Origin of the sequence: Pseudomonas sp. HOU2 (genome assembly GCF_040729435.1) — a bacterium.
Taxonomy (GTDB): Bacteria; Pseudomonadota; Gammaproteobacteria; order Pseudomonadales; family Pseudomonadaceae; genus Aquipseudomonas.
Genome location: NZ_CP160398.1, coordinates 3314282 through 3337099 on the forward strand (window position 1 = coordinate 3314282; position 22818 = coordinate 3337099).

General features: G+C 61.8%; 21 protein-coding genes. 12 read left to right on the forward strand and 9 right to left on the reverse strand.

Translation table 11 applies throughout. The features are described from left to right. Positions 1–11: 11 nt before the first annotated feature. Genes rsmB through def form a run of 3 tightly spaced genes read right to left on the reverse strand, consistent with a single transcriptional unit; the run spans position 12 to position 2842 of the window. Positions 12–1322, reverse strand: a complete 1311-nt coding sequence (rsmB, locus tag ABV589_RS14960) for a 16S rRNA (cytosine(967)-C(5))-methyltransferase RsmB (RefSeq protein ID WP_367082224.1) — start codon at positions 1320–1322, stop codon at positions 12–14. Next, entirely contained in the window at positions 1319–2278 is a 960-nt protein-coding gene (fmt, locus tag ABV589_RS14965) for a methionyl-tRNA formyltransferase (protein ID WP_367082226.1), read from the reverse strand. Before fmt ends, rsmB begins: the two co-directional genes overlap by 4 nt. Positions 2279–2335: 57 nt before the next feature. Further along, positions 2336–2842 carry a peptide deformylase gene (def, locus tag ABV589_RS14970; RefSeq protein WP_027610272.1) on the reverse strand — a complete coding sequence of 169 codons (507 nt, stop codon included), beginning with the start codon at positions 2840–2842 and terminating at the stop codon, positions 2336–2338. 159 nt (positions 2843–3001) lie between these two features. Between def and ABV589_RS14975 the strand changes: the two genes are divergently transcribed. From ABV589_RS14975 to ABV589_RS14990, 4 genes are all read left to right on the forward strand, one after another. After that, complete coding sequence (locus ABV589_RS14975; RefSeq protein WP_329696861.1) at positions 3002–4027, forward strand: LysM domain-containing protein; 1026 nt, start codon at positions 3002–3004, stop codon at positions 4025–4027. 82 nt (positions 4028–4109) lie between these two features. Then, positions 4110–5207, forward strand: coding sequence for a DNA-processing protein DprA (dprA, locus tag ABV589_RS14980; protein ID WP_367082228.1), 1098 nt, complete (start codon positions 4110–4112; stop codon positions 5205–5207). 55 nt (positions 5208–5262) lie between these two features. Then, a complete protein-coding gene (locus tag ABV589_RS14985) occupies positions 5263–5820 on the forward strand; it encodes an L-threonylcarbamoyladenylate synthase (RefSeq protein WP_007962683.1) in 558 nt (185 codons plus the stop codon). A 240-nt stretch (positions 5821–6060) separates the two neighbouring features. Then, positions 6061–6732, forward strand: coding sequence for a hypothetical protein (locus ABV589_RS14990; RefSeq protein WP_367082230.1), 672 nt, complete (start codon positions 6061–6063; stop codon positions 6730–6732). A gap of 65 nt (positions 6733–6797) precedes the next feature. On the opposite strand, the gene ABV589_RS14995 is transcribed toward ABV589_RS14990, so the two are convergent. Then, entirely contained in the window at positions 6798–7775 is a 978-nt protein-coding gene (locus ABV589_RS14995; protein WP_367082232.1) for a quinone oxidoreductase, read from the reverse strand. Between the two features lie 163 nt (positions 7776–7938). On the opposite strand from ABV589_RS14995, the gene hemF reads away from it, so the two are divergent. After that, positions 7939–8853, forward strand: a complete 915-nt coding sequence (gene hemF, locus ABV589_RS15000) for an oxygen-dependent coproporphyrinogen oxidase (protein ID WP_367082233.1) — start codon at positions 7939–7941, stop codon at positions 8851–8853. A 9-nt stretch (positions 8854–8862) separates the two neighbouring features. Next, complete coding sequence (aroE, locus tag ABV589_RS15005) at positions 8863–9684, forward strand: shikimate dehydrogenase (RefSeq protein ID WP_367082234.1); 822 nt, start codon at positions 8863–8865, stop codon at positions 9682–9684. A gap of 125 nt (positions 9685–9809) precedes the next feature. On the opposite strand, the gene ABV589_RS15010 is transcribed toward aroE, so the two are convergent. The 3 genes from ABV589_RS15010 to betC all read right to left on the reverse strand — a co-directional run bounded on the left by ABV589_RS15010 (position 9810) and on the right by betC (position 14083). Continuing rightward, positions 9810–11378 carry a SulP family inorganic anion transporter gene (locus ABV589_RS15010; RefSeq protein WP_367082236.1) on the reverse strand — a complete coding sequence of 523 codons (1569 nt, stop codon included), beginning with the start codon at positions 11376–11378 and terminating at the stop codon, positions 9810–9812. A 254-nt stretch (positions 11379–11632) separates the two neighbouring features. Beyond that, positions 11633–12553, reverse strand: a complete 921-nt coding sequence (gene choX, locus ABV589_RS15015) for a choline ABC transporter substrate-binding protein (RefSeq protein WP_367082238.1) — start codon at positions 12551–12553, stop codon at positions 11633–11635. A 15-nt stretch (positions 12554–12568) separates the two neighbouring features. Next, positions 12569–14083 (reverse strand): choline-sulfatase, encoded by a 1515-nt coding sequence (betC, locus tag ABV589_RS15020; protein WP_367082239.1) that lies wholly within the window; start codon positions 14081–14083, stop codon positions 12569–12571. 114 nt (positions 14084–14197) lie between these two features. On the opposite strand from betC, the gene ABV589_RS15025 reads away from it, so the two are divergent. Continuing rightward, on the forward strand, positions 14198–15148 hold the full coding sequence (locus tag ABV589_RS15025) for a LysR family transcriptional regulator (RefSeq protein ID WP_367082241.1): 951 nt from the start codon (positions 14198–14200) through the stop codon (positions 15146–15148). Positions 15149–15195: 47 nt separating this feature from the next. On the opposite strand, the gene ABV589_RS15030 is transcribed toward ABV589_RS15025, so the two are convergent. Further along, positions 15196–15861 carry an NAD(P)H-binding protein gene (locus ABV589_RS15030; protein WP_367082242.1) on the reverse strand — a complete coding sequence of 222 codons (666 nt, stop codon included), beginning with the start codon at positions 15859–15861 and terminating at the stop codon, positions 15196–15198. An 83-nt stretch (positions 15862–15944) separates the two neighbouring features. Between ABV589_RS15030 and ABV589_RS15035 the strand changes: the two genes are divergently transcribed. Then, complete coding sequence (locus tag ABV589_RS15035; protein ID WP_367082243.1) at positions 15945–16271, forward strand: DOPA 4,5-dioxygenase family protein; 327 nt, start codon at positions 15945–15947, stop codon at positions 16269–16271. Here the strand turns inward: ABV589_RS15035 and ABV589_RS15040 are convergent, their stop codons facing one another. Then, on the reverse strand, positions 16272–16673 hold the full coding sequence (locus ABV589_RS15040; protein WP_367082245.1) for a GFA family protein: 402 nt from the start codon (positions 16671–16673) through the stop codon (positions 16272–16274). 323 nt (positions 16674–16996) lie between these two features. Between ABV589_RS15040 and ABV589_RS15045 the strand changes: the two genes are divergently transcribed. The 4 genes from ABV589_RS15045 (at position 16997) to ABV589_RS15060 (ending at position 22751) form a co-directional block, all read left to right on the forward strand. Then, positions 16997–18304: a CitMHS family transporter gene (locus ABV589_RS15045; RefSeq protein WP_007954069.1), complete on the forward strand. Its 1308-nt coding sequence runs from the start codon at positions 16997–16999 to the stop codon at positions 18302–18304. Positions 18305–18374: 70 nt separating this feature from the next. Beyond that, positions 18375–19142 carry a TerC family protein gene (locus tag ABV589_RS15050; RefSeq protein WP_123586005.1) on the forward strand — a complete coding sequence of 256 codons (768 nt, stop codon included), beginning with the start codon at positions 18375–18377 and terminating at the stop codon, positions 19140–19142. 379 nt (positions 19143–19521) lie between these two features. Continuing rightward, entirely contained in the window at positions 19522–21180 is a 1659-nt protein-coding gene (locus tag ABV589_RS15055) for a Na/Pi cotransporter family protein (RefSeq protein WP_367082246.1), read from the forward strand. A gap of 176 nt (positions 21181–21356) precedes the next feature. After that, complete coding sequence (locus ABV589_RS15060) at positions 21357–22751, forward strand: insulinase family protein (protein ID WP_367082247.1); 1395 nt, start codon at positions 21357–21359, stop codon at positions 22749–22751. The last annotated feature ends 67 nt before the right edge of the window (positions 22752–22818 follow it).

Consider the following 22818-nt stretch of genomic DNA (forward strand, 5'->3'; position numbering starts at 1 on the left):
ATTGAATCCGTTTAGCCGCGCGCGGCAGCGATCTTGATCAGCTTGGCGTAGTAGAACCCGTCATGCCCGCCCTGCTGGGCCAGCAATTGGCGACCATGGGGCTGTTTGATCCCGGCCGTTGTTGCCAGATCCAGTTCGCGGGCACCGGGCGTGCGCTCGAGAAACGCGGCAATGACTTCGGTGTTCTCGGTCGGCAGCGTCGAGCAGGTGGCGTAGAGCAGGATGCCGCCGACTTCAAGGGTTTTCCACAGGGCGTCAAGCAGTTCGCCTTGCAGTTGCGCGAGGGCGGCGATGTCGTCGGCCTGACGGGTCAGCTTGATGTCCGGGTGGCGGCGGATCACCCCGGTGGCCGAACATGGCGCGTCGAGCAGGATGCGCTGGAAAGGCTTGCCGTCCCACCACGCGGCGGTATCGCGGCCGTCGGCGGCGATCAGTTCGGCGCTCAGGCCCAGCCGCGCAAGGTTCTCCTTTACCCGCACCAGACGCTTGGCTTCCAGATCCACCGCCACCACGCCGGCCAGCGCCGGTTCGGCTTCAAGGATGTGGCAGGTCTTGCCGCCAGGGGCGCAGCAGGCGTCGAGCACTCGCTGACCCGGAGCCAGATCGAGCAGGTCGGCGGCCAGTTGCGCCGCTTCGTCCTGCACGCTGATCCAGCCTTCGGCAAAACCCGGCAGGCTGCGCACGTCGGTGGCGGCTTCGAGGACGATGCCGTCGCGGCTGTAAACACACGGCGTGGCAGCGATGCCGGCGTTGCTAAGCAAACCGAGGTAGGCGTCGCGGCTGTGATGACGGCGGTTGACCCGCAGGATCATCGGCGGATGGGCGTTATTCGCGGCGCAGATCGCTTCCCATTGTTCCGGCCAGAAAGCTTTCAGGGATTTTTGCAGCCAGCGCGGGTGGGCGGTGCGCACCACCGGATCGCGCTCCAGCTCAGCGAAAATCGTCTCGCTTTCACGCTGGGCGTTGCGCAGCACGGCGTTGAGCAAACCTTTGGCCCAGGGCTTTTTCAGCTTATCGGCGCAACCGACGGTTTCGCCGATGGCCGCGTGCGGCGGTACGCGGGTGTAGAGCAGTTGATAGAGACCGACCAGCAGCAGCGCCTCGACATCGGCGTCGGCAGCCTTGAACGGTTTCTGCAACAGCTTTTCCGCCAATGCCGACAGCCGTGGCTGCCAGCGCGCGGTGCCGAACGCCAGATCCTGGGTGAAGCCGCGATCGCGGTCTTCGACCTTGTCCAGTTGCGTCGGCAGGGAACTGTTGAGCGACGCCTTGCCGCTGAGCACGGCGGCGAGTGCCTTGGCGGCGGCCAGACGCGGGTTCATTGCGCGTCCACCGCTGCACCCAACACCGTGCCGACGGCGAATTTTTCGCGGCGGCTGTTGAACAGGTCGCTGAAGTTCAGCGCCTTGCCGCCGGGCAGTTGCATACGGGTCAGGCACAGTGCCTGCTCACCGCAGGCGACGATCAGACCGTCCTTGCTGGCGCTGAGGATTTCACCCGGTGCGCCTTTGCCGTCAGCCAGCGTTGCGGCCAGCACTTTCAGCGCTTCACCATTGAGGGTGCTGTGGGTGATCGGCCATGGGTTGAACGCACGGACCAGACGCTCCAGCTCAACCGCCGGACGGCGCCAGTCGAGGCGTGCTTCATCCTTGTTGAGTTTGTGGGCGTAGGTGGCGAGCTCGTCGTTCTGCACTTCGCCTTCGAGGGTTCCGGCGGCCAGGCCGGCAATTGCCTGAACCACGGCGGGCGGGCCCATTTCGGCGAGGCGGTCGTGCAGCGTGCCACCGGTGTCGTCGGCACTGATCGGGGTCACCACCTTGAGCAGCATCGGCCCGGTATCGAGGCCGGCTTCCATGCGCATCACGGTCACGCCGCTTTCGGCGTCACCGTGTTCCACGGCGCGCTGGATCGGCGCCGCACCGCGCCAGCGTGGCAGCAAGGAGGCGTGACTGTTGATGCAGCCCAGACGCGGAATATCCAGCACCGCTTGCGGCAGAATCAGGCCGTAGGCGACCACCACCATCAAATCCGGCTTCAATGCGGCGAGTTCAGCCTGAGCATCAGCGTTGCGCAGGGTCGGCGGCTGCAACACCTGGATATTATTTTCCAGGGCCAACTGTTTGACCGGGCTCGGCATCAGTTTTTGCCCGCGACCGGCCGGACGATCCGGTTGGGTGTAGACCGCAACGATCTCGTAAGGGCTGTTCAGCAGGGCCTTGAGGTGTTCGGCGGCGAACTCGGGGGTGCCGGCAAAAACGATGCGCAGTGGCTCAGTCATGAAGGGAATCTCATAAAAAGAAAAAGGCTTGCCGCAGCAAGCCTTTGAAGAGGGGCATCAAGCGTTCTGGCGGTGGAGCTTTTCCAGTTTCTTCTTGATCCGGTCGCGTTTGAGCGTGGACAGGTAATCGACGAACAACTTGCCGTTGAGGTGATCGCATTCGTGCTGGATGCACACCGCGAGCAGGCCTTCGGCGATCAGTTCGTAAGGCTGGCCATCGCGGTCCAGCGCCTTGATCTTGACCTTCTGCGGGCGGTCGACGTTTTCGTAGAAACCCGGCACTGAAAGGCAGCCTTCCTGGTACTGATCCATCTCGTCGGTAAGCGATTCGAACTCGGGGTTGATGAACACCCGGGGTTCGGTGCGGTCTTCGGAAAGGTCCATCACGACGATACGTTTGTGCACGTTGACCTGGGTCGCGGCAAGGCCGATGCCCGGCGCTTCATACATTGTTTCAAACATGTCATCGACCAACTGACGCACTTCGTCGTCCACTACAGCCACAGGCTTGGCGATAGTACGCAGACGCGGGTCCGGGAATTCGAGGATGTTTAAAATGGCCATAGGCTGATTGCTGCACGTATTGAGTAAAGTCGGGTCGATGGCCTGGCAGGTCCGAAGATGCAGGCTACCGTTGTGAAGCGTAGCCAATGCAATTTGCACCAGCGAGCCACGGGGGCTCTGACGGTTCACGCGAACGCACATGATAAAGGGATTCGCTGCATGAGGAAAACACTACTCGCCCTGCTGCTTCTGGCTTCGGCCACGGCTGCGCAAGGGCAAGTGCAACTCAGGGATGGTTTTCCACAGCAATACACGGTGGTTTCAGGGGACACACTCTGGGACATTTCCGGCAAATACCTGCGCGAGCCCTGGCAATGGCCACAGCTGTGGCGGGCCAATCCGCAAATTGAAAACCCCAACCTGATCTACCCCGGTGACACGCTGACGCTCAGTTACGTCAACGGCCAGCCGCAACTGACCCTCAATCGCGGCGAGTCACGGGGCACCATCAAGCTGTCGCCACGCATCCGTACCAGCCCCGTGGCCGAGGCGATTCCGAGCATTCCGCTGAAGTCGATCAACAGTTTCCTGCTGAGCAATCGCATCGTCGACAAGGTCGAGGACTTCGACAAGGCGCCGTACATCGTCGCCGGCGATGCCGAGCGTGTGCTCAGCGGCACCGGCGACCGGATCTTCGCTCGCGGCCACTTCGACCCGAATCAACCGGTGTACGGCATCTTCCGCCAGGGCAAGGTCTACACCGACCCGCAGACCAAGGAATTCCTGGGGATCAACGCCGACGACATCGGCGGCGGTGAAATCGTCGCCACCGAAGGCGACGTCGCCACCCTCGCCCTGCAACGCACCACCCAGGAAGTACGCCTCGGCGATCGTTTGTTCAGCGGCGAAGAGCGTTCGATCAACTCGACCTTCATGCCCAGCGCCCCGGCCAGCACCATCAACGGCCTGATCATCGACGTGCCGCGCGGCGTCACGCAGATCGGCGTAATGGACGTGGTCACCCTGAACAAAGGCAAGCGCGACGGCCTCGCTGAAGGCAACGTGCTGGTGGTGATGAAGACCGGGGAAACCGTGCGCGACCGGATCACCGGGCAGCCGCTGAAAATTCCTGACGAACGGGCCGGGTTGCTGATGGTGTTCCGCACTTACGACAAACTCAGTTACGGCCTCGTCCTCAACGCATCGCGCTCGCTGGCGGTGCTCGACAAGGTGCGAAATCCTTAGCAGGCTTAACAAGTTACCAACAGAGTTATCCACAGCTTGTTCCGAATGGTTCGGGACTTATAACGATCAAGGATGATCCACCATGCTGTCTGCCCATACGCCGGTTTCCCCTGCGGAACTGGAAGCGCGGTTGCGCCTGCACCGCTTGCCGGAAATCGGCCCGAAACGTTTTGCCAAATTGCTTGAAGCCTTCGGCTCGGCGTCAAAAGCCATCAGTGCGCCGGCCAGTGCCTGGCGTGCGCTGGGTTTACCGGCGGCGTCGGCCGAGGCGCGGCGCAGCCCCGAAGTACGCGACGGCGCCAGCCATGCGATGCGCTGGCTAGAGCACCCGCAGCAGCATTTGCTGATGTGGGATCAAGCGGATTACCCCGCGCTGCTGGCGCAGATTCCCGACCCGCCACCGCTGTTGTTCGTGGCCGGCGACCCGATGATTCTGGAAAAACCACAGTTGGCGATGGTCGGCAGTCGCCGTGCTTCGCGTCCGGGAATGGACACCGCCGCAGCGTTTTCCCGCAGCCTCGCCGGGGCCGGTTTTGTCATCACCAGTGGCTTGGCGCTAGGCATCGATGCGGCGGCCCATCAAGCAGCGCTGGACGTCGGCGGGCAAACCGTTGGCGTACTCGGCACTGGCCTGGAAAATTTTTATCCACAGCGCAATCGGCGCTTGGCCGATGCCATGATCGCCTCCGGCAGTGCGGTGCTTTCGGAGTTTCCACTGGACGCCGGGCCGACGGCCAGCAACTTCCCGCGACGCAACCGGATCATCAGCGGTTTGTCCCTTGGCGTGCTGGTGGTCGAGGCGAGTGTCGCCAGCGGTTCACTGATCACCGCCCGGCTGGCGGCGGAACAGGGTCGCGAGGTGTATGCGATTCCCGGTTCGATCCATCACCCCGGAGCACGTGGCTGCCATCAGTTGATCCGCGACGGTGCGGTGCTGGTGGAAACCATCGAACACATTCTCGAAGCCTTGCGCGGCTGGCAGCATTTACCGTTAGCCACAGACCCGCCGGATGCCGCGCATCCCTTGCTTGATCTGCTGCACGCCGCACCGCACACCAGCGAAGCCTTGGTCGACAGCAGCGGCTGGGCGTTGCCAAAAGTGCTGGCCGCGCTCACCGAACTGGAAATGGACGGCCGCGCAGTGTGCGAAAACGGTCGCTGGCTGGCGAGGACACGCTAGGTTTTACAGGGAAGATCGGTAAACTGCGCAAAACCTGTTTTCGGAGAGTTTTTTCATGGTCAACAGTTGGCGTGTGCAACAAGCCGCACGAGAGATTCGCGCCGGGGCGGTGATTGCCTATCCAACCGAAGCCGTCTGGGGGCTGGGTTGCGACCCGTGGAACGAAGAGGCAGTGGATCGGCTGCTGGCGATCAAGAACCGTTCGGTGGACAAGGGCCTGATCCTGGTCGCCGACAACATCCGCCAGTTCGACTTCCTGTTCGAAGACTTCCCGCAAGAGTGGATCGACCGCATGGCCAGCACCTGGCCGGGACCGAACACCTGGCTGGTGCCGCATCAGAACCTGTTGCCGGAATGGGTGACGGGCGTGCATGACACGGTGGCGCTACGGGTCAGCGATCACCCGCAGGTGCGGGATCTGTGCTCGATGGTCGGGCCGCTGATTTCCACCTCGGCCAACCCGCAGGGGCGGCCGGCGGCGCGCACGCGGTTGCGCGTCGAGCAGTATTTCCGTGGGCAGATCGACCTGATCCTTGGCGGGCAACTGGGCGGGCGCAAGAACCCCAGCGTGATTCGCGATCTGGCAACCGGCAAGGTCATTCGTCCCGACTGATCCTGCGTCGAAAACCTTTACCGTGAGTCTTCCTCGCCTTGATGGTGAGGAGGACTACGCGCGCCTGCGATTTATCCTGCAATGACGGCAGTTTCCCTGTCGGAAAAGTCGCCAAGTCCCTGGATTTATTGGCTTTTCCCACTTGATTATCAGACTTTCTGGCGTGGCGGAATCGGCAAAAGCAACCATCCTTTCCCTGCACTCGAAACACTTCGATAAGTTAAGGTCTGCGGAGAAAGAATGGACACTACCAATTTGCAACTCACGGATTACCTGCAGGCGCTTCAGGTGACGTTGAAGAGTCACCATGAGGGTTGTCGCATCGTGATGCTTGAGGCAGGGGCGGATACTCAGGAGTTCGACCGGTTTATCGATCGGCAATTTCGGCTTCGGTTGCAGCATTACATGCTGACTTCACGGGCGCGGATGCTCGAAACCAGACTGGCGATAAAGTCGCGCAGTACCCATTTCCTGCTGTATCGGCACGACCAACTGTTGGCGGTATTGAGGGCGACTCCGGCGCCGTTCGAGTGGGTATCGCTGGCGCAGCAACATGTTTCTCCGACGGCGGCGCTGTCGCGCCATGTCGAATTCAGCCGCTTGATTTCGTACACGACCAATCAACTGCCTATCGCGGTCAACGGTCTGCTGGCGGCCGCTACCGAGTGGGCGATAAAACGCGGCTATCGGGGGGTGACCGCGTTGTGCAGATCGCAACAACTGCGCTTTTATCAGCGCTTCGGCCTGATGCCGATCGCTTCCAATGCCCTGCATATCGACCAGCGCGCACGTGGCGATTACTGGGTGTTGTCAGCCGAGTGGCGACAAATCCTCGCGGCGGTCCAGCAGCCTGATCCGGCGGTTGGCCACGTGGTGCAAAAACCGTTGGAGTGTCATCTGCCGAGGTGCTGAACGCGTTCGAACTGACTTGCCAGCCGTGGGTTTGCAACCCTGACTGGCAAGACGTCGAAGGTTTGTCAGGGCAAAAGAATGGTCGAGCCGGTGGTACGCCGGGCCGACAATTCGGTCTGCGCCTTCGCCGCATCAGCCAGTGGATAGCGCTGGCTGATGTCTACCTTGAGCTTGCCGCTGATGATCATCTCGAACAGCTCGTCAGCCATGCGCTGCAGGTTCTCGGCGTTGTTGGCGTAGGTCGCCAGGGTTGGTCGAGTTACGTACAGCGAGCCCTTGGCTGAGAGAATTCCCAGATTCACCCCGTCCACCGCACCGGAGGCGTTGCCGAAACTCACCACCAGCCCACGCGGCGAAACGCTATCGAGCGAGGTCAGCCAGGTGTCCTTGCCGACGCCGTCATACACCACCGGGACTTTCTTGCCGTCGGTCAGCTCCAGCACCCGCTCTGCCACGTTTTCGTGGCTGTAATCGATGGTTGCCCAGGCGCCGTTGGCCTTGGCCAGTTCGGCTTTCTCCTTCGAACTGACCGTGCCGATCAGCTTGACGTCCAGCGCCTTGGCCCATTGGCAGGCCAGCGAACCGACACCCCCTGCAGCGGCGTGGAACAGAATGGTTTCGCCACCCTTGAGTTCATAAGTCTGGCGCAGCAGGTACTGCACAGTGAGGCCCTTGAGCATGACCCCGGCTGCGGTCTCGAAACTGATCTCGTCCGGCAGTTTTACCAGATTGGCTTCGGGCAGCACGTGCAACTGGCTGTAGGCACCCAGCGGGCCGCTGCCATATGCCACGCGATCACCAACCTTGAACCGGGTAACGTCGCTGCCCACCGCATCGACGATACCGGCGCCTTCCGCGCCGAGGCCGGACGGCAAGGCTGGCGGGGCATACAGACCGCTGCGGAAATAGGTGTCGATGAAGTTCAGGCCGATCGCCTTGTTCGCCACCCGCACCTGATTCGGGCCGGGCGCGGCGGGTTCGTAGTCAACAAACTCGAGTACTTCGGGACCGCCGTGGGCGCGGAACTGGATACGCTTTGCCATCTGCCTGCTCTCCTTGGGTCGTTTGTAAGCCCCCTATCCAACTCCCCTGCTTGATCTTCGTCAACTGCGGCGCGCAGGTTTGCGGTGTTATGCTACGCGCCCATTTGCGCCGCCCCCTGCCTGCGGGGCGCCCGCGTAGTTATGCCCGATTCAAGGTGAAGCCATGACGACCCGCACCGATGCCGTAAAGGCCTATCTGCTCGACTTGCAAGACCGCATCTGCGCCGCGCTGGAAACCGAGGATGGCGGCACGCGCTTCGTCGAAGACGCCTGGAGCCGGCCTGCCGGTGGTGGCGGTCGTACCCGCGTAATCGAGAACGGTACGGTGATCGAAAAGGGCGGCGTCAACTTTTCCCACGTATTCGGCAGTGGTCTGCCGCCGTCGGCCAGTGCCCACCGTCCGGAACTGGCCGGTCGTGGCTTTGAAGCCCTCGGCGTGTCGCTGGTGATTCATCCGCACAACCCGCATGTGCCGACGTCCCACGCCAACGTGCGCTTTTTCATCGCCGAAAAGGAAGGTGAAGAGCCGGTCTGGTGGTTCGGCGGCGGCTTCGACCTGACCCCGTATTACGGCAACGAAGAAGACTGCATCCACTGGCACCGCGTCGCCGAGCAGGCCTGCGCGCCATTCGGTGCGGACGTCTACCCGCGTTACAAGGCCTGGTGCGACACCTACTTCCACATCAAGCATCGCCACGAACCGCGCGGCATCGGCGGGCTATTTTTCGATGATCTGAACGAGTGGGACTTCGACACCAGTTTCGCCTTCATGCGTGCCATCGGTGATGCCTACATCGACGCTTACCTACCCATCGTGCAGCGCCGCAAGCACGAGGCGTTCACCGCCAAACAGCGTGAATTCCAGGAATTCCGCCGTGGCCGCTACGTCGAGTTCAACCTGGTTTACGACCGAGGCACGCTGTTCGGCCTGCAATCGGGCGGGCGTACCGAGTCGATCCTCATGTCGTTGCCGCCGCAAGTGCGCTGGGCCTACGACTTCAAGGCCGAACCGGGCAGCGAAGAAGCGCGCCTGACCGACTACTTCCTGCAAGACCGCGACTGGCTGGCTCAGGCCTGAGGACCGTTGATGGATCGTTATGTCGTTTTCGGTAACCCGATCGGCCACAGCAAGTCGCCGATGATTCACAAGCTGTTCGCCGAACAGACCGGCCAGCGCCTCGACTACAGCACCCTGCTGGCGCCGCTTGACGATTTTACTGGCTACGCCACGGCGTTCTTCCAGGACGGTCGCGGCGCCAATGTCACGGTGCCGTTCAAGGAAGAGGCCTATCGCCTGGCGAACAGCCTGACCGCCCGTGCACAGCGGGCCGGTGCGGTGAACACCTTGAGCAAACTGGCCGACGGCTCATTGCTCGGCGACAACACCGACGGCGCCGGGCTGGTGCGTGACCTGACGGTGAATGCCGGGTTCAGCCTGACTGGCAAACGCATTTTGTTGCTCGGCGCCGGCGGCGCGGTGCGTGGCGCACTGGAGCCGTTGCTCGCGGAAAAACCGGCGTCGGTGATCATCGCCAACCGCACGGTGGACAAGGCCGAGCTGCTGGCCGAGCTGTTCTGTGATCTGGGGCCGGTGTCGGCCAGCGGTTTCGACTGGTTGCAGGAGCCGGTGGACGTGATCATCAACGCCACCTCCGCCAGCCTCACCGGCGACGTGCCGCCGATTGCAGTGAGCTTGATCGAGCCGGGCCAGACCCTGTGCTACGACATGATGTACGGCAAGGAACCGACTGCGTTCTGTCGTTGGGCCAGTGAGCATGGCGCGGCGGTGTCGATGGATGGTCTGGGGATGCTGGCCGAGCAGGCGGCCGAGGCGTTTTTCCTGTGGCGCGGGGTGCGTCCGGATACGGCGCCGGTGCTGGCCGAACTGCGCCGCCAACTGGCGCAATAAAAGAGCCTTTGTGGCGAGGGAGCTTGCTCCCGCTCGGGTGCGAAGCGCCCGCAGTTGGGTTTGGGCTGCTGCGCCGCCAGCGGGAGCAAGCTCCCTCGCCACAGAAGTCTGGAATGGCCAGCAGGTCAGTCCTCAAACCGGATCGGGCATTTCTCCGCGCCTTCCAGCTTCCTCAATTCCTCCACCACCTGCGGTCGCGCCCGGCGCAGGGTCAGGCTGCGATCCTGACGCAGCAGGCGCCGCGCCTCCTGATGCAGCATCTCCACTCCCGAGTAGTCGATGAAATTGATCTGCTGCGCCTCGATCACCACGCGCGCGCCGTGCAGCCGTTGCAGGCGCACTTGCAGGTAATGGCTGGCGCCGAAGAAGATCGAGCCGCCGACCCGCAGCACGTCCTCCTCGCCGTCGCGCCAATGCTGCACTCGCGGTTGCGAGGTGCGCTTGAGGTAGAAGAACAGCGACGCCAGCACCCCGGCGTAAATCGCCGTCTGCAATTCCAGCAGCAGCGTGGCGAGGCAGGTCAATGCCATGACCACGAACTCGGCGTGGCTGACCCGCAGCAGCGCGCGAATGCCGCGATGATCGACCAGGCCCCAAGCGATCAGCAGAATGCTCCCGGCCATGGCCGGAATCGGAATGTGCGAAATCAGCCCGGCGCCGAAAATCGCGAACAACGCGACCCAGATCGCCGAAAACACTCCGGCCAGCGGCGAACAGGCGCCCGCCTCGTAACTCAGGCCGGAACGGGTGAACGAGCCGGCGGATAGCGAACCGGAAAAGAACGCCCCGACGATATTGGATAAACCCTGCGCGCGGACTTCCTGATTGGCATCGAGCAACTGCTGCGAGCGCGCCGAAATCGAGCGCGCGATCGACAGACTCGTCACCAGCCCGAGCATGCCCACCGCCACCGCGCTCGGCAGCAAGCGCAGCACCAGATCGAGATCCAGCGGCAGCGCACTGAACGGTGGCAGGCGTCCGACAAAGGCGCTGACCAGATGCACGTGGCCGAACATCGCCGGCCATAACCACACCACTGCGCTGCCCAGCACCAGCGTTATCAACAGAGTCGGCCAGCGCGGCAGCAGTTGTCTGAGGACAAAACCGACCAGCACCGTGGCCACACCCAACACCAGTGATGGTTTATCCACAGCCCGCAGGTGTTGCAGCAGGTCCATCAGACTGGCCAACGCCGTGGCTTTCGCCGGCAGATCCAGCCCCAGCAGATTGGGCAACTGGCCGATGGCAATCACCACTGCCGCGCCGAGGGTGAAACCGAGCACCACCGAATGCGAGACGAAATTCACCAGCGCGCCGAAGCGCAGCAGGCCGAGCAGCCACTGGAAAATCCCCGCCAGAAAGCTCAGCAACAGGATCAGCGTGATGTAGTCCTGTGACGCCGGCACAGCCAAGGGGCTGACGCTGGCATACAGCACAATCGAAATCGCTGCAGTCGGGCCGCAGATCAGATGCCACGACGACCCCCACAGGCAGGCGATCAGCACCGGGATGATCGCGGCGTAGAGGCCGTATTCCGGCGGCAGGCCGGCGATCAGCGCGTAAGCGATCGACTGCGGTAGCGCGAGAATGGCGCCGCTGAGGCCAACGACCAGATCCCGGCCGACGCTGGCGCGGGTTTGCCGCGGTAGCCAGGTCAGGAAGGGGAAAAGTGAGTGGCGACTGGGCAGGGCCATGGGTCCTCGCGGGCGGGTTTTGTTCAAGGTTATCAGGGTGCCAGGGTAAAGGCCCTCACCCTAACCCTCTCCCGGAGGGAGAGGGGACTGATCGAGGTGAAAGAGGGAAGTACGCCGACCTGAGATATCCAGTCGAACTCAGGTTCTGAACAACATAAAGATCGGCTCCCTTCCCCCTCACCCCCTCTGGGGGAGAGGGCTGGGGTGAGGGGGCAAAAATCTCAAGCCGAGCAAAATTCAAAGCCACCCCACTGTCAAAGCTTTGCCTTTACAGCCGCCAAACCATCCTTGCCATCCACGGTCTTCACCCCCTCCAGCCATTTATCCAGCACCGCCGGATTGGCTTTGATCCATGCCTTCACCGCATCGGCATTGCTGACTTTCTTGTTCACCACCTCAGCCATGATGCTGTTCTCCATGTCCTGGGTGAACGCCAGGTTGGTCAGCAACTTGACCACATTCGGGCAGGCCTCGGCGTAGCCTTTACGGGTCAGGGTGTAGACGCTGCCGGTGTCGCCGAAGTATTTCTCGCCGCCCTTGAGGTAATGCATCTTCAGCTGCACGTTCATCGGGTGCGGGGTCCAGCCGAGGAAGGTGACGAATTTCTGCTTTTTCACCGCCCGCGACACTTCGGCGAGCATCGCTTGTTCGCTGGATTCGATCAGCTTCCACTGGCCGAGGTCGAAGTCGTTCTTCTTGATGATTTCCTGCAGCGAAATGTTCGCGGGTGCACCGGAACCGATGCCGTAAATCTTTTTCTCGAATTTGTCGGCGTATTTGTTCAGGTCGGCAAAGTCATGCACGCCCGCGTCCCACACGTAATCCGGCACGGCCAGGGTGAATTCGGTGCCGTCGAGGTTCTTCGCCAGTTGCGTGACGTCACCGGTGGCGACGAACTTGTCGTAGAAGCCCTGCTGCGCCGGCATCCAGTTGCCGAGGAACACATCCACCTGACCGTCCTTCAAACCGCCGAAGGTGATCGGCACCGCGAGGGTGTCGACCTTGGCCTTGTAGCCCATGCCGTCCAGCAAAAAACCGGTGATGGCGTTGGTCGCGGCAATGTCGCTCCAGCCAGGATCAGCCATTCTCACCGTTTCGCAGCTTTGCTCGGCAAATGCCGAGGCGCTGCTCAGGGCCAGCAGGCCAATCGTCAGTGCTGTGGATAACTTGCGCATGGACTTCCCCTTACATTATTGGTTTTGGCAGGGTTGTGGATAACGGGCCTGGCGCTCCAGATCGTCGAGGTCGATGTGGTTGCGCATGTACTGCTGACTGGCGTCCACCAGCGGCTGGTGATCCCAGCTCTTCAGCTTGCCGATGGTCAGGGCATCGGCAACAAAACGGCGGCGGCGCTGGCTGGCGAGCACCTCGCGGTGAATCGCCGGGATATCCCACTTAGCCCGCGCTTCGGCGAGAAAATCGTCGAACAGCTGGCGATGTTGCGATGACTGGCTGAGTTCTTCGAGCTCACGCGGGTCGTTATGCACATCGAAGAGTAGGCACGGGTCGCTTTCACTGTAGATAAATTTGTAGGCGCCACGGCGGATCATCATCAGCGGGCTGACCGTGCCTTCGGCCATGTATTCGCCGAACACTTCATCATGCCCGCCCTGCCCTTGCAGATGCGCCAGCAGCGAGCGGCCGTCCAGCGGCAAGCCCGGTTCCAGCACGCCTCCAGCCAGCTCGACGAAGGTCGGCAACAGATCGGCAGTGGACACCGCGGCGCTGACCCGGCCGGCAGCGAACTGCCCCGGCGCACTGATCAACAGCGGCACCCGCGCAGCCATCTCGAACCAGTGCATTTTGTACCAGAGGCCTTTCTCGCCGAGCATGTCGCCATGGTCGCCGGAGAAGACGATGATGGTGTCATCGATCAGCCCGGTATCTTCGAGAGTTTGCAGGAGTTTGCCGACGTTGGCGTCGATATAGCTGCACGCGCCGAAGTAGGCACGCCGTGCATCGCGAATCTTATCCACAGGCAATGGCTTGTCCCACAGGTCATAGACCTTGAGCAGGCGCTGCGAGTGTGGATCGAGGGAATGTTGCTCCGGGGTGGTCGGCAGCGGGATGTTACCGTCGTCGTACAAATCCCAGAACGCCTTGGGGATGGTGTACGGATCGTGTGGGTGGGTCATCGACACGGTCAGGCAGAACGGTTGGTCGCCGTCCTCGCGAATGTGATCGAACAGGTATTGCCGGGCCTTGAACACCACCTCTTCATCGAAGTCGAGCTGGTTGGTACGCACGCACGGACCCGCCTGCAGCACCGAGGACATGTTGTGATACCAGCTCGGGCGTACGTCCGGCTCGTCCCAGTTCACCGCCCAGCCGTAGTCGGCCGGGTAGATGTCGCTGGTCAGGCGTTCTTCATAACCGTGCAACTGATCCGGGCCGCAGAAATGCATCTTGCCCGACAGCGCGGTGCGGTAGCCGAGGCGGCGCAGGTAGTGGGCGTAGGTCGGAATGTCGGCGGGGAAATCGGCGGCGTTGTCGTAGGCGCCGATCTTGCTCGGCAACTGGCCGCTGACCAGGGTGAAGCGCGATGGCGCGCACAGCGGACTGTTGCAGTAAGCGGCATCGAACACCACGCCTTGGGCGGCGAGGCGCGAAAGGTTCGGCAGTTTGATCGGCGACGGGCCGTAAATTGGCAACATTGGCGCGGCCATTTGATCGGCCATGATGAAAAGAATGTTCTTGCGCTTCATGTGATCGCGGCATTCCATAGTGAATATTTATGCGATATTGCTGCGATCGAGCATGGAGTCCATGCCCTGTCCGGTAAAGCCCGCGCCGGACAATGACTAGGATAAGCACCGCTTATGTATGAAGCCCTCGGTAATCTGTCCCTCGACCTGTTGCGCGCCTTCGAAGCGGCGGCGCGCCATCGCAGCTTTACCGCCGCCGCGGTGGAGCTGGGCACCACGCAACCGGCGATCAGCCAACAGATCAAGCGTCTGGAAGAGCAGCTTGGAGCACGGCTGTTTGACCGAATATACCGCGGCATTGAACTGACCGAGGGCGGGGTGATTCTGTTCGAGCAGGTTCAGCTCGGTTTGCAGCATATCGATGCAGGATTGAGTGCGATCAGCACGCAGCAGCAACATGAAGTGTTGCAGGTCGCCACCGATTTCGCATTCGCCGCTTACTGGCTGATGCCGCGCCTGCACCGCTTCCACGAAGCCAACCCGAACGTCGATGTCAGCCTGGTCACCAGCGAGCGCAACCACAACATGCTGCGTACCGACATCGATGTCGCGGTGCTGTTTGGTGACGGCCGATTCAAACAGGGCGAGAGCCATTGGCTGTTCAGCGAAGAAGTGTTTCCAGTGTGCAGCCCGCAACTGCTCAAGGGCCGCACCCTGCCCTTGCCTGCTCAGGCGTTGCTGGAGTTTCCGTTGCTGCACTTGCGCGGGGAAAACAGCAGCAACTGGTTTGACTGGAGCGGTCTGTTTCGCGAACTGGGCATCAACACGCCGCCTGCACCGGGGCAATTGCGTTTCGACAATTACACCCTGCTGATTCAAGCGGCGATTGGCGGTCAGGGTGTGGCCATCGGCTGGCGGCATCTTGTGGATAACTTGCTGACCCAGGGCTTGCTCTGTCGGCCTGTCACCGAGACCACGTTGTCGCGTCTGGGTTATTACGTGGTGTTGCCGCAGCGCAAACGCCGGGGTGCGTTGATTCAGCAGTTTGTCGACTGGTTGATGACCGAACAGGCCAGCAGCGCAGAGTCCCTCGCCGGAGTGGCATTGCCATCGATTGCGGTTTGAACAGCAAAAGCAACTCCCTGTAGGAGCTGCCGCAGGCTGCGATCTTTTTACGTACCCGACGTCGCCACAAAATTCACATGCTGCCCCACATGCAGATTCAACCGCAGCTCATCGGCAATCCCCACCGCAACGCGGTTCAGCCGTTCCAGCGGCTCCGCCAGCCCCGGCTCCAGATTGCCGCCCACCTGGCTGAAATGCTCGATCGTCAGCCCCGCCACCCCATGCGGCGCATTCACCAGCGTCCACTGCAGCGGGCTGCTTTGCAGGGCTTCGCGGATTTCCTCGGCGGCGTGGCGTTGCAACCCGTCGTCCAGTTCCAGCTCGTCGAGCACGGCAAAATTGCCCACCAGAAACAGCCGTGAAACGTTGGCTGCCTGCAGACCATCCACCAACGCATCGACAGCCAGCACCTGTTCCACCGGCCCCAGCACCACCGATCTTTCCACATGGTCGCTGTTGAACGGCAAGCCCGGCGCATCCAGCAGGCAGATCACCGCCGAGCTGCCCGCTACGCTCTGTTTTACCCGCTCGGAGTCAAACAGATCGCCGCTTTTGGTGCGCAGTCCCGGACGCGGCGCGAGTACATTCAGATCGTCGAGAATCGCGATGACTTCGTGCTGACGGCGCAGCAATTCAGCCATCAATGCACCGCCGAGGCTGGCCATGGCACCATAGAGCACCACTTTGACCATTGGGGTTTCGGCATTTTTCATGGCTGATTCCTTTTTGTTGTCCCTTGTATGGCGTGTGACATGCAGCCTGCGCCGAGGGTTCGAACCGATTCAGAGGCTTTCCGATGCAAGCAATCAATGGCTATCACGCCCACGTCTATTTCGACGCCGGCACCATCGATCAGGCGCGCGCCTTGTGTGAACAGGCGGCGCAGTTGTTTCCTCTGAAGATGGGGCGCGTCCATGAGCGCCCGGTCGGCCCGCACCCGGACTGGAGCTGCCAACTGGCTTTCGGCCCGGAGCTGATCGGCGAGGTGCTGCCGTGGCTGGCACTCAATCGCAAGGGGCTGGTGGTGTTCCTCCACCCGGATACCGGCGATGACTTGCTCGATCACACCGAGCACGCGATCTGGATGGGCGCGATGCGGCCGCTGGATTTGTCTGTTTTTTAATCAGAGCGTTTCTTGCGGCTCGCCCGGCAGATGTTCATCCAGATGCAGCCAGGGCAACTGGCTGTCGGTCCAGATATGCCGCTCGGCTGGCGCCTGCTCCGGGTGATCCAGCGTGGCGATGGTCACATCGATGCTTTCGGGACTGAGTTGCGTCACCAACGCCAGCTGCGCGCCACAACGCGGACAGAAATACCGCGCGCAACTGCTCGACGAGTCATAGCGCGAAGGCGTCCCGGCCAGCCACTGAAAGCTGGCCGCCGGAACCGTGATCCACGTGGTGACGATTCCGCCGCTGACCTTGCGGCAGATCGAGCAGTGGCAGTGGGCGATGTCCTGCAATCGCCCGCTGAACTGATAGCGAATATGTCCGCAGTGGCAGCCGCCGCTGTGCACTTCCCTCATGTCCCTGCCCTCCCGTGCCCGATTTTATTGACTCTAGCCGCATCCGACGGTCGGTTGGTCATTCGCCCGAAGCTTTCGTCAGCGAAAGCTGGCTGAAAGGTTGCCCGATTAGGATCGCCGCCACTACCGGCAACAGACCGGTTGGCCGATGCGTGTGATCGCTCGCACGCCAGGCCCAATTAACAACAACAATGGTGATTCTGATGTCCTCTGTAGCCCGCCTCCTCGCTGAAACTCCGCCCGTACGTCTCGTGCTTCCCGTTCTGCGCTGATCCCTTCCGATCCGCTCACTCAATTAGCCGCGCTACGCCTGGAGTACTCCCATGCTGACTTTCCTTGGCTTCGCCATGGTCATCACGTTCATGTTCCTGATCATGACCAAGCGCCTGTCTGCGCTGATCGCCCTGATCATCATCCCGATCCTGTTCGCCTTGTTCGGTGGTTTCGCGCCGAAGATCGGCCCGATGATGCTCGAAGGCATCACCAAGCTTGCGCCGACCGGCGTGATGCTGATGTTCGCCATTCTGTACTTCGCCCTGATGATCGACTCCGGCCTGTTCGACCCGGCCGTGCGCAAGATCCTCAAACTGGTCAAGGGCGACCCGTTGAAAGTTTCGGTCGGTACCGCCGTGCTGGCGCTCGTCGTCTCCCTCGATGGTGACGGCGCGACCACTTACATGATCTGCGTGGCCGCCATGCTGCCGCTGTACAGCCGCATCGGCATGAGCCCGCGGATCATGGCCGGTCTGATCATCCTCGCCGGTGGCGTGATGAACATGACCCCGTGGGGTGGCCCGACCGCCCGTGCCGCCAGTGCGCTGCATGTGGACCCGTCGGACATCTTCGTACCGATGATCCCGGCGATGGCCGCCGGTGTGGTGGCGATCCTGATCATTGCCTACTTCTACGGCAAACGTGAACGTGCGCGTCTGGGCGAGCTGCACCTGATCGGCGACGAGATCGATCACAGCGAAATCAGCGTCTCGCAGTTCCCCGATGCCCGCCGTCCGAAGCTGATCTGGTTCAACGGCCTGCTGACCCTGGCGCTGATGTGCACCCTGATCGCCGGCCTGCTGCCGCTGCCGGTGCTGTTCATGGTGGCGTTCAGTATCGCGATGATCGTCAACTACCCGTGCCTGCAAATGCAGAAGGACCGCGTTGCGGCCCACGCCGGCAGCGTGCTGTCGGTGGTCAGTCTGATTTTCGCTGCGGGTATCTTCACCGGTATCCTGTCCGGAACCGGCATGGTCGACGCCATGTCGAAAAGTCTGCTGGCAGTGATTCCGGACTTCCTCGGCCCGTACCTGGCGGTGATCACGGCGCTGGTGAGCATGCCGTTCACCTTCTTCATGTCGAACGACGCGTTCTACTACGGCGTGTTGCCGGTGCTCTCCGAAGCGGCCAGCCATTACGGCATCACCGCGGTGGAAATGGCCCGTGCCTCGATCGTCGGTCAGCCCGTCCACTTGCTCAGCCCGCTGGTTCCATCGACTTACCTGCTGGTGGCGCTGGCCGGTATCGAATTCGGCGATCACCAGCGTTTCACCCTGAAGTGGGCAGTGCTGGTCTGCCTGTGCATACTGGTGGCCGCCTTGCTGCTGGGGACGTTCCCGCTGTTCAGCACGTTGTAACGGCACTCACTCACCATGATGCCAGCTGCTTGCTGGCGTCCTGGTTTAACACTCGCTCAAAGGAATACACATGGATTGGCTGACCAACCCCGAAATCTGGGTTGCCTTCTTTACCCTGACCGCCCTGGAAATCGTTCTGGGCATCGATAACATCATCATGATTTCGATCCTGGTCAGCCGCATGCCCAAGCACATGCAGCAGCGCACGCGGATCTTCGGCCTGGGCCTGGCGATGATCACGCGGATCCTGTTGCTGCTGTCGATCACCTGGGTCATGCGCCTCACCGCCGACCTGTTCGTGGTGTTCGGCCAGGGCATTTCCGGTCGCGACCTGATCCTGTTCTTCGGTGGCCTGTTCCTGCTGTGGAAGAGCTCGCAGGAGATGTACCACGCACTGGAAGGCGAAGATGAAAGCGGCGACGAGCCTTCGGGCAAGGGTGGCAACTTCCTCTACACCATCATCCAGATCGCGATCATCGACATCGTGTTCTCGCTGGACTCGGTGATCACCGCCGTCGGCATGGTCTCCCATGTACCGGTGATGGTCGCGGCGATTGTCGTCGCGGTACTGGTGATGATGGCGGCCTCGGGCAAGATCAGCGAGTTCATCGACAAGCACCCGTCGCTGAAGATGCTGGCGCTGTCGTTCCTGCTGGTGGTCGGCACCGTGCTGATCGCCGAGTCGTTCGACGTGCACGTACCGAAAGGCTACGTCTACTTCGCCATGGCGTTCTCGCTGGCGGTGGAAGCGATCAACATCAAGATGCGCACCGCGATCGCCAGGAAGAAAAAACAGCAGGATCCGGTGAAGCTGCGCAAGGACGTGCCGGGGCAGTAACCCGCTGATCCGATAGCAATACAAAACCTGTGGGAGCTGGCTTGCCAGACTCCCACAGGTTTTTTTGTTCAAGCGGATTTTGAGCTCGTACACAAACCCTGTGGGAGCTGGCTTGCCAGCGATAGACGCGTGTCAGGCAACATCAATGTCGCCAGTGCTGCCGTCATCGCTGGCGAGCCAGCTCCCACAGGGATTTGGGGTGATTGCGCGGGGGGTGGATGAACCTGTTTTCATGACACTTTTGTTTCAATCCGCACTTTAGCTGTGCAATGCTGGCGCCCAGTCCGTTAGCCAACTACAGCTTAAGTATCAAAAACGTAGAAACCGCGCGGTACCGTCAACTTGCCCCTCTGGGGCGCTGCTAATACAGGGGGTCTGCATGCTCACCCTGCTCAATCTGCTTTCTGCCGTGGCCCTGTTGATCTGGGGCACGCACATCGTCCGAACCGGCATCCTGCGGGTGTACGGCACCAATCTGCGCCATGTGATCGGCCAGAACATGTCCAGGCGCTGGCTCGCGTTCGTCGCCGGCATCGTCGTGACCGCGATGGTGCAGAGCAGCAACGCCACCGCCATGCTCGTCACCTCCTTCGTCGGCCAGGGCCTGATGGCACTGACCCCGGCGCTGGCGACCATGCTCGGCGCCGACGTCGGTACCGCGCTGATGGCGCGGGTGCTGACCTTTGACCTGTCTTGGCTGTCGCCGCTGCTGATTTTTCTCGGGGTGATTTTCTTTCTGTCGCGCAAACAGACGCGGCTCGGGCAGATGGGCCGGGTCAGCATCGGTCTGGGGCTGATCATTCTCGCGCTGCAACTGATCGTCGAAGCTGCCGCGCCGATCACCCACGCCCAAGGGGTGAAGGTGATCTTCGCTTCGCTGACCGGCGACATTCTGCTCGACGCCCTGGTCGGCGCGTTGTTCGCGATGATTTCCTACTCCAGCCTCGCCGCCGTACTCCTGACCGCAACGCTGGCCGGTGCCAGCGTGATCAGCCTGCCGGTGGCGATCGGTCTGGTGATCGGCGCCAACATCGGCAGTGGCGTGCTGGCGTTCATGAGCACCAGCATGCAGAACGCGGCGGGCCGGCAAGTGGCGCTGGGCAGCCTGTTGTACAAACTGATCGGTCTGCTGCTGATCATTCCGGTGCTCGATCCGCTGGTGCACTGGATGGACGGTCTGGATTTCAGCCCGCAGGAAATGGTCATCGGTTTCCACCTGCTCTACAACACCGCGCGCTGCCTGATTCTGCTGCCCAGCGTCTCGCCAATGGCAAGGCTGTGTGCCTGGCTGCTGCCAGAGCGCCCGGAGGTCAACGGCACCGCCAAGCCGCGGCATCTCGATGCGACAGCGCTGGTCACTCCGAGCCTGGCGCTGGCCAACGCCGCCCGCGAGACCCTGCGCATGGGCGATCTGATCGACAACATGCTCGACGCGATGCTCGATGTGCTGCGCGGCAAGCAGACCGCCATTACCCAGGAAATGCGCCGACTCACCGATGACGTCGAAGCGCTGTACAGCGCGATCAAGCTGTATCTGGCGCAAATGCCCCGCGAGGATCTCGGCGAACAGGACAGTCGGCGCTGGGCGGAGACCATCGAGCTGGCGATCAACCTGAAACTGGCCAGCGACCTGATCGAACGCATGCTGCGCAAGGTGCAGCAGCAGAAGACCTCGCAACGGCGCTCGTTCTCCGAGGACGGCCTGGAGGAACTGGCGGGGTTGCATCAGCAACTGATCGCCAACCTGCGCCTGGGCCTGTCGGTGTTTCTCAGCGGCGACAAGGAAAGCGCCCGTCAGTTGTTGCGCGAAAAACGTCGCTTCCGCGCACAGGAACGGCGTCTGGCCCATGCCCATGTCAGCCGTTTGCAACGTAAGATCGTGCAGAGTCTGGAAACCAGTTCGCTGCATCTTGAGCTGATTGCCGATATGAAGCGCTTGAATTCGCTGTTTTGCAGCAGTGCTTATGTGGTGCTGGAAACGGCGGATACCGGGGCACTGGAAGCGGATGATATTGCCGACATTACGCATTCGCCTTGAACGTCTGAGGCTGGGGTCAGTCAGTAACTCAGAGTTCAGCCTCAGGGCCCCATCGCTGGCAAGCCAGCTCCCACAGGGTTTTGTGAATGCCGCCAATCCTTGTGGGAGCTGGCTTGCCAGCGATGAGGGCCTGACTGACGACACGGATCTCCAAATCAGCCGTATGGAAGCCTGTTATGCGTTGCCTGTTGTTCGCCTGTCTGTTGCTCGGTTCCCTGCCCGCCTTCGCCGTTGATCGTTTTCAGGTCGAAGGCTATGCGCTGCCCAACGGTTTGCAGCTGTTGCTCAAACCCGGCACCGAGCGCGGGCATGTGGCGATTCGTCTGGTGGTGGGCGTCGGTCTCGACGATTTCGACTGCGATGAAAAAGAGCTGCCGCACTTGCTCGAGCATTTGCTGTTCAGTGGTGTCGACGCCACCGGCGAAGGCGGTCTCGAAGAGCGCATGCAGGCGCTGGGCGGCGAGTGGAATGCGTTCACCAGCAACGCCGACACCACGTTCGTCATCGAAGCCCCGGCGAAGAATCAGCGCAAGGTCCTCGACCTGCTGCTGGGCCTGCTGACCCAGACCCGCATCGACGACAACGCGATCAACGCCGCCAAGCGCGTGGTCGAGCGCGAGGACGGCGGCCATTACACGCGCCTGCAACGCTTTCTCGACCGCCAAGATCTGGGCCACACCGCGAGCAATCAACTGGCGGTGGAACTGGGCCTGAAATGCCCGCAACGGGCCGAAGTCGGCCATCTGACCCAAGAGCAACTGGAGAAGGTGCGCAAGACCTGGTACGCGCCGAACAACATGACCCTGATCGTCGTCGGCGAACTCGACAAACTGCTGCCGGCCTATCTGGAGCGCACCTGGGGCGCGCTCGAAGCGGTGGACCCGGCCGAGCACCGTGAGCTGCCGGACATCCGCACCAGCGCCGCCCATGAACGCACCCTTACCCGCGGCTTCATCGGCGACAGCGCCAAGTTGCACTGGCTGGTGCCGGAGCCGATGCTCGACGATCAGTACGACGAGACCTTCGACATCCTCAAGGACTACCTCGACTGGGCGCTGTACCGGCAGATCCGCCTCAACCATGGCTTGTCCTATGGGCCGTGGGCCGAGCGCGAAGTGTTTGGCGGGGTCGGCTTCATGAGCCTCAACGCCGACGTCGATCGCGATGACCTCGCCGAAGCCAAACAGGTGCTGGAAGACCTTAAAGCCGATTTGCTGAAAAACGGCCTCGACCCCGACACGTTCGCCCGGATCAAACAGGCCGCCATCGCCCACCAGGCCTGGGCGGTACAGGGCAACAGCGCGATGGCCGACTACTACTGGAGCGCGCTGGGCGATTACGAGGACGGGCGCTTTGCCAACCCGGCCCGCGAGCTGCAAGGCGTGACCCTGGAAACGGCAAACAAGGCCATGCGCGAGTTGCTGTTGCAGCCGGGGTATCTGCGGATCGAGAAACCGCTGCTCAGTGATGATGAGGTGTTGTGGCTGATTGCCGGTGGCCTGGGCGTGGTGTTGCTGGTGCTGATTGGCTGGCGCTTGCATCGCCGGGAAAAACACAAAGCCAAAGGATGAGGAAATCCTGTGGCGAGGGAGCTTGCTCCCGCTGGGCTGCGAAGCAGCCCCAAAACCGACGGCTGAG